The organism is Nocardiopsis sp. NPDC055824 (assembly GCF_053616335.1).
Window position 1 is genome coordinate 1 of sequence record NZ_JBSHDN010000284.1, and the last position, 6,300, is coordinate 6,300.

At 72.6% G+C, this 6,300-nt stretch carries 6 protein-coding genes; 3 read left to right on the forward strand and 3 right to left on the reverse strand.

Going from position 1 to position 6,300, the window contains the following annotated elements; genetic code table 11:
• The first annotated feature begins 272 nt into the window (after positions 1-272).
• Positions 273-1,070 (forward strand): mechanosensitive ion channel family protein, encoded by a 798-nt coding sequence (locus tag ACWGL3_RS30195; protein ID WP_267948240.1) that lies wholly within the window; start codon positions 273-275, stop codon positions 1,068-1,070.
• A 100-nt stretch (positions 1,071-1,170) separates the two neighbouring features.
• Here ACWGL3_RS30195 and ACWGL3_RS30200 read toward each other — a convergent pair whose 3' ends face one another.
• The 3 genes from ACWGL3_RS30200 to ACWGL3_RS30210 form a co-directional block, all read right to left on the reverse strand.
• Positions 1,171-1,413, reverse strand: coding sequence for a hypothetical protein (locus ACWGL3_RS30200; protein WP_267948239.1), 243 nt, complete (start codon positions 1,411-1,413; stop codon positions 1,171-1,173).
• Positions 1,414-1,684: 271 nt separating this feature from the next.
• Positions 1,685-1,996, reverse strand: coding sequence for a DUF6401 family natural product biosynthesis protein (locus ACWGL3_RS30205; RefSeq protein ID WP_344180146.1), 312 nt, complete (start codon positions 1,994-1,996; stop codon positions 1,685-1,687).
• Between the two features lie 163 nt (positions 1,997-2,159).
• The gene (locus ACWGL3_RS30210) at positions 2,160-2,843 is read right to left on the reverse strand and encodes a ferritin-like fold-containing protein (RefSeq protein ID WP_267948237.1); all 684 of its coding nucleotides are present in this window, start codon (positions 2,841-2,843) and stop codon (positions 2,160-2,162) included.
• A gap of 566 nt (positions 2,844-3,409) precedes the next feature.
• Here ACWGL3_RS30210 and ACWGL3_RS30215 point away from each other — a divergent pair.
• The gene (locus ACWGL3_RS30215; RefSeq protein WP_352984333.1) at positions 3,410-4,969 is read left to right on the forward strand and encodes a DEAD/DEAH box helicase; all 1,560 of its coding nucleotides are present in this window, start codon (positions 3,410-3,412) and stop codon (positions 4,967-4,969) included.
• A 158-nt stretch (positions 4,970-5,127) separates the two neighbouring features.
• Positions 5,128-6,036 carry an alpha/beta fold hydrolase gene (locus ACWGL3_RS30220; RefSeq protein ID WP_267948235.1) on the forward strand — a complete coding sequence of 303 codons (909 nt, stop codon included), beginning with the start codon at positions 5,128-5,130 and terminating at the stop codon, positions 6,034-6,036.
• Positions 6,037-6,300: the final 264 nt, after the last annotated feature.

The following is a 6,300-nucleotide window of genomic DNA, read 5'->3' on the forward strand; positions in this document are numbered from 1 at the left end:
CCCCCGGGCGCACGGCGCGCCCGGGGGTCCCGCGTTGTGGCGGAACCGATCGTCCCGGCGGCATTGTCCCCCCTCACGGCGAATCCCTCTCCCCCTTTTTCGCAAGAAATTCACCAAGAAAAGGCAATCCCCTCGCCCGACGTCTCACAAGCGGTTCGATTCCCGTTCGCCGGGTATCGCCGGAATGAGAAGTAAATGGCTTCTCTTCGCGGAGTCCGCCCGGGCCGAATTCGGCACGCCGGCGGAGTGAGCGATTTGGGGGTGAAGACGTTATGGACATGGGTCAGGGCCTGACGACGGCCTGGCAGGCGGTGGTGGGTTTCGTACCGCTGCTGATCGGCTTCCTCGTGATCCTGGTTCTGGGCTGGTTCATCGCCTGGCTGGTGGGCAAGGGGGTCGCGAAGGGCCTGCACGGCGTCGGACTGGACCGCGCACTGCACCGCGGGGGTGTGGGCGAGTACTTCGAGCGGAGCCGCTGGACCGCCAGCGAGCTGTGCGGAAAGATCATCTACTACGTCGGACTGCTGTTCGTGTTCACTCTCGCGTTCAACGTCTTCGGTCCGAACCCGATCAGCACGCTGCTCAGCGACGTCATCTCCTGGATCCCGCGCGGCATCGTGGCCCTGGTGATCGTCGTGGTCGCCGCCATGATCGCCAAGGCGGTCCGCGACATCATCTCGGGCGCGCTGGGCGGCCTGTCCTACGGCCGGTTCATCGCCAACGTGGCGGGGGTGTTCATCCTGGCCCTCGGTGTCATCGCGGCGCTGAACCAGATGGGCGTCGCCGTGAGCGTGACCATGCCGGTCCTGATCGCCGTCCTGGCGACGATCGGCGGCATCCTCGTCGTCGGCGTCGGCGGCGGCATGATCGAGCCGATGCGCTCGCGCTGGTCCCGCTGGCTCGACGTGGCCGAGCGCGAGACCGGCCGCCTCAACAAGGACGAGAGCTACCGGGCCGGCAGGGAGGCCGCGATGAGCGGTCCCACCGAGCGCAGGGAGGGCGCCACGGCCTCGGGCCAGGCGCCGTCCGCCTCCACCCGGCCCGGACCGGGAGGCGGGCCCGCCTCGTGACGGAAAGGTCCGCGGATCCCTGAGACCGCGGACAGCAGAGGAGGGCGGGGCCACCAGGCCCCGCCCTCGCCGTGTGCGCCGCGCCCTTGCGGGGCGGCCCTCAGAGGAACTCGGAGTCGCGCAGCTCCAGGCGCGACAGGTGCTCGATCCTCCGGAAGGCGAGGACGACGGAGGCGATGATCGGCAGGAAAGCCAGCCAGAAGGCGAGGTTCCCCGGCCCGGTGAAGAACATCGACACCAGTGCGACGACGATGATCAGTGCGAACAGCGCGAAGTCGACGCGGTCCTGTTGGATCAGGACGCCGACCGGTGGGCGCGCAGCCCCATGTCGACCGCTCCTCATTCGCATTCCTTTCTCGCGGCTCTGCGGGCCGCTCCGCCAGTTACGGCGTCCGCCGGTCCGCTCCCGAACCGACATAACACCGCGAATCCCACGTTGCATTCCGCAGTGCCCCGGTCCGACCACGATGCGCCGGGCCGCTTATCGGCCGCCCGGAGCGGCCTACGCCTTTCAGCGTACGCCCGGCGCGGGTTTTTCGCCGGAGAACCGGAACGGCAGGTGCCCACGGGGAACCTCGCGTCGTGGGTCACACCCGCCTGCGGACGTCACCAACCTAGCGGACGAAACCACGGTCCTTGGCCAGTCGGCAGATCGCGAGAATGCGGAGGGTCTCCCAGTCGTATTCGACCGCCTCCGAGTCCCAGCCCCTTTCGAGGCACCCGTCGAGGAAGCCGTGGAGGTAGGTGCCGAGGGTGCGGGCGTTGATCCCGCTCCCCGAGGAGGTGATGCCCTCGCACACCTGTGCGGCGTGCTGGTCCAGCTCAGAGCACATCCAGGGATCGATCGGGCCGTCCAGCGGGCCGATCTTGTGGAAGTCACGGGTGAGTCCGGCCAGCGGATGGCGCACGGAGGTCCCACGGGGCATGGAAGTACCTACTCGCGTGGTCAGGAGACGGGAGACTTCAACGAGTTTACGTGTCCCCACCAACGAATCGTCACGAAAGTGTTGGATATTACCCCCGCTTGACCAAGGGAGCCCCTGGTACGGGTCAAGTGTCCGTGGTGTCCCCGGTCCGGCGCGGCCCGTGTCAGGCGGACAGGCCCATGGCGTCGAGGCGCGCCTTGTGGCGGTCGGTGAGGGAGGCGAACATCCGGCTCACGGCGGCCAGGTCGCCGAGCGCGGTGGCGCCGGCGGAGCCCTGGGGGTCCTCGGCCAGGAGCGCGGCCAGCCGGGGGCGGGCCACCGCCACGTGCTGCGCCTGGCTGAGCGCCTCGCCGACCAGCCGGCGGGCCCACAGGGAGAGCCGGCCGGCCAGCCTGGGGTCCTCCGCCACGGCGGCGCGCACCGCCCCGGAGACGAACTCGGCGCGCCCGGTCTCGGCCAGGACTCCCTCGACCAGGGCCGCGGTCTCCTCGTCCGCCAGCGCCGCGACCTTGCGGTAGAAGTCACCCGCGATGCCGTCGCCGACGTAGGTCTTGACGAGGCTCTCCAGCCAGCTCTGCGCCTCGGTGCGCTCGTGCCAGGCGTCCAGCGGCGCCACGAACGGCTCCATGGCCTCCTCGGGGACGACCCCCAGCTCCTCCAGGCGGTCCCGGAGCGTCTGGTAGTGCGCCTGCTCGGCGGCGGCCAGGGCCGCCAGCTGGCCCTTGCCCCGCAGCGACGGGGCGAGTCCGGCGTCGTCCGCGAGACGGAAGAAGGAACCGAGCTCCGCGTAGGCGAGCAGCCCGAGCAGGTCGATCACGCCGGGGTCGGCAGAGGGGCCTTTGGTCATGCCCGCCAGGGTATCGCCCGGCCGCGGGGCGCGGCACGGGGGACCACGGGGACTAAACGGGCCGCCGGCACGGTTGCACACGCTGGGAGCGGGTACGGTCCCAGCCGTCCACAGCCGGAGTGAACTGCTATGTCCACCCGGCGCGTCACCAGCTAGACTCTGCGTGATGACCGGCGTGTGCGGTCGACCCGAGACTCTCCTCACACACGCGGGGACGCTCCCACGCCTCGGCGCCGCGCAGGCGGCGCCCACCCGGGCGCGGACCCGCACCACCGACGTGGTCGCCGAGACCGCGCCAGGAAACCACGAACCACGGATGCTCCCCGTCCACGCGGGGACGGTCCGCGATCCGCGGAGGGGGTTCCCCCGCACCGCACGGATCACGCAGGCAGCGCCACCGCGCCGTAACGGCCGCGGTGAGCCGCGCCCATCGCGGCGGCCACGAGCCGACCGCGACCGCACCCCGCCGCGGCCACGCCACGTTGCGGCCCGCCAAGATGGAGGCTTGAGCCCTGAGCACCACAGATGACACGACCAAACCCAAGACGACCTTCCGCGACCTGGGAGTGAGCACCGAACTCGCCGACGCCCTGGAGGCGGAGGGGATCTCGGAGCCCTTCCCGATCCAGGAGCTCGCCCTGCCGATCGCGCTGCACGGCAGCGACATCATCGGCCAGGCCCGCACCGGTACCGGCAAGACCCTGGCCTTCGGCCTCCCGCTGCTCCAGCGGGCGCAGCAGGCCCCCGGCTCCTCCAAGCGCCCCCGCGCGCTCGTGGTGGTCCCGACCCGTGAGCTGGCCATCCAGGTCGCGGCCGACCTGACCACCGCCGCCAAGCGCAGCGGCGGCCGCGTGCTGACCGTCTACGGCGGCCGTTCCTACGAGCCGCAGGTCAACGGGCTCAAGGAGGGCACCGACGTCGTCGTCGGCACCCCGGGCCGGCTGCTCGACCTGGAGAACCAGAAGCACCTGCGCCTGGACGAGGTGTCCGCGGTGGTCCTGGACGAGGCCGACAAGATGCTCGACCTCGGCTTCCTCCCCGACATCGAGCGCATCCTCACCAGGATCCCCGCCGAGCGCCAGGTGATGCTCTTCTCGGCCACCATGCCGAGCGAGATCGTCTCCCTGTCCCGCAAGTACCTGCGCCAGCCGACGCACGTCCGCGCGGGCGACGACAACGAGATCGACGGCTCCGCGATCACCGGACGGATCACGCAGCACGCGCTGCGGACCCACCAGATGGACAAGATCGAGATGCTCGCCCGCCTGGTCCAGGCGGAGGACCACGGCCAGAGCATGGTGTTCTGCCAGACCAAGCGCGCCTGCGACCGCGTGGCCACCGAGCTCAAGACGCGCGGGTTCGCCGTCGCGGCCGTCCACGGCGACCTGGGGCAGAGCCAGCGCGAGCGGGCGCTGCGGGCCTTCCGCAACGGCAAGATCAACATCCTGGTCGCCACCGACGTGGCCGCCCGCGGGCTCGACGTGGACGACGTCACGCACGTCGTCAACTACGAGACGCCCGAGGACGAGAAGACCTACACGCACCGCATCGGCCGCACCGGCCGCGCCGGGCGCAGCGGCACCGCCGTCACCTTCGTGGACTGGCAGGAGATGCCGCGCTGGAAGCTGATCAACGCGGCCCTGGACCTGCCCTTCGCCGAGCCGGAGGAGACCTACTCCACCTCGCCGCACTTCTTCGAGGCGCTGCGGATCCCCGCCGGGACCAAGGGCAAGCTGGCCGCCGACAAGCGTGCCGACCACGCCGGCCTGGAGGCCGAGGAGATCGAGGACATCGGCGACACCGGCATGCCCCGGGGCGACCGCGGCGGGCGGCGTGACGGCGGCCGCGACCGTGGAACCGGCGGCCCGGGCGAGGGCGGCCGTGGAACCGGCGGCCGGGGCGAGGGCGGCGGCGAACGCGGCCGCAACCGCTCGCGCCGCCGTACCCGCGGCGGCCAGGGATCGGCTCCGGCCGAGGGGACCGCGGTCAAGGCGGAGACCACCGCCCCGGCCCAGGCGGAGGCCCCCCGCGGCGGTGCCGCGTCCACCGACGAGGGCGCCCGCAGGATCCGGCGCCGCCGCCGCACCCGCGGCGGCACCGCCCACCGGGACCCCGAGAACACCTGACCCCTCCGCCGTGCCGCGCCCGTGAGGACGGGCGCCACGGCGAGCGCACGACGTGCGGGCACCGCGTCTCCCCCGCGGTGCCGGTGTCGGCGGCCGCTCCGCCGGCCACGGCCCGGGGTATCCCGGGCCGGGCCACCGATCGTCTAGGGTGGCCCGACGTGAGTACACCTCAGTTCATCGACCTGCCGCCGGGCGTGCGGCGCGCGGACCTGCCCCTCTCCTACGGTCCCCTCGCCGCCCTGCGCGCTCTTCCCACCTCAGGGGGCACCGAGCTGGCTCCCGCTGTCCTGGTGCACGGTTTCACCGGCAGCAAGGAGGACTTCATCGCCCTCCTCCAGAGCCTCGCCCAGGCGGGCCGGGAAGTGGTCGCGATCGACCTTCCCGGCACCTACGAGTCGCCGGGGCCGGAGACCCTCCGGGCTCCCCCGGGCGTCCAGCTCCCCGACTACCGCCTGTCCTCCCTCGGCGGCGTGGTCGCCGAGGTCCTCCACCTCGTCGGCGGAAGCGGACAGGCCCACCTGGTGGGGCACTCCTTCGGCGGCCTGGTGGCCCGCGAGACCGCCCTGTCCGGGCTCGCCGACCTCGCTTCGCTGACCCTGATGTGCAGCGGCCCGGCGGCCCTGGGCGGCCCGGGCGCCATGACCGCCCGCGGCCTCATCGCCGCCCTCTCCGTCGACCCCACCCCCGAACGGCTCCGCGAGCTGTGGGAGGAGCGGTTCGACGCGGAGGCGCGCAGCCGCACCCCCGACCCGGTGATCCGGGAGTTCCTCCGGGAACGGCTGCTGTCCAGCAGCGCCCTGGGGCTGATGCGCACCGCCGAGGACCTACTGGGCGCCGAGGACCGGGTCGGCGAACTCGCCGACCTGAAGATCCCCTCGCTCGTCGTCTACGGCGAGAACGACACCGCGTGGACCCCGGCCGCCCAGGACGACATGGCCGAGCGGATGGGCGCGCGAAGACTGGTGGTGCCGGGTGCGGGCCACTCCCCCAACGTCGAGGCGCCCGAGACCACGTCGGGTGTGCTGACCTCGTTCTGGAACGAGACGGAGTCGGTCGGCCGGCGCTGACGGGCCGACCGGAACCGTCGCCGGTGTGACGCGGGGTCCCCGCCCCCGATGATCGTGTACCCGTGGCCGGTCCCGGCGCCTCGGGGTCACGTGGTGGTGGCAACGGGGGTCTTGTGGAGTACCCCGGCCGGGACAGCCCGCCCCAGGGTGTGACGGGGGCGGGGCCGCACGGCGCGCCCGCGGGGTGCGCCCGGCCGGGGGTCGGTGGCGCACGCCCCGGCCGCCGCACCGGGGCGGGCCCCGCCCTCGCCCCCGGCTCCCGAA

What these genes read in the sequence shown, in the direction of transcription:
- ACWGL3_RS30195 (WP_267948240.1), top strand. Translation starts at nt 273, where the DNA reads ATGGACATGGGTCAGGGCCTGACGACGGCCTGGCAGGCGGTGGTGGGT.
- ACWGL3_RS30200 (WP_267948239.1), bottom strand. Translation starts at nt 1,413, where the DNA reads ATGAGGAGCGGTCGACATGGGGCTGCGCGCCCACCGGTCGGCGTCCTG.
- ACWGL3_RS30205 (WP_344180146.1), bottom strand. Translation starts at nt 1,996, where the DNA reads ATGCCCCGTGGGACCTCCGTGCGCCATCCGCTGGCCGGACTCACCCGT.
- ACWGL3_RS30210 (WP_267948237.1), bottom strand. Translation starts at nt 2,843, where the DNA reads ATGACCAAAGGCCCCTCTGCCGACCCCGGCGTGATCGACCTGCTCGGG.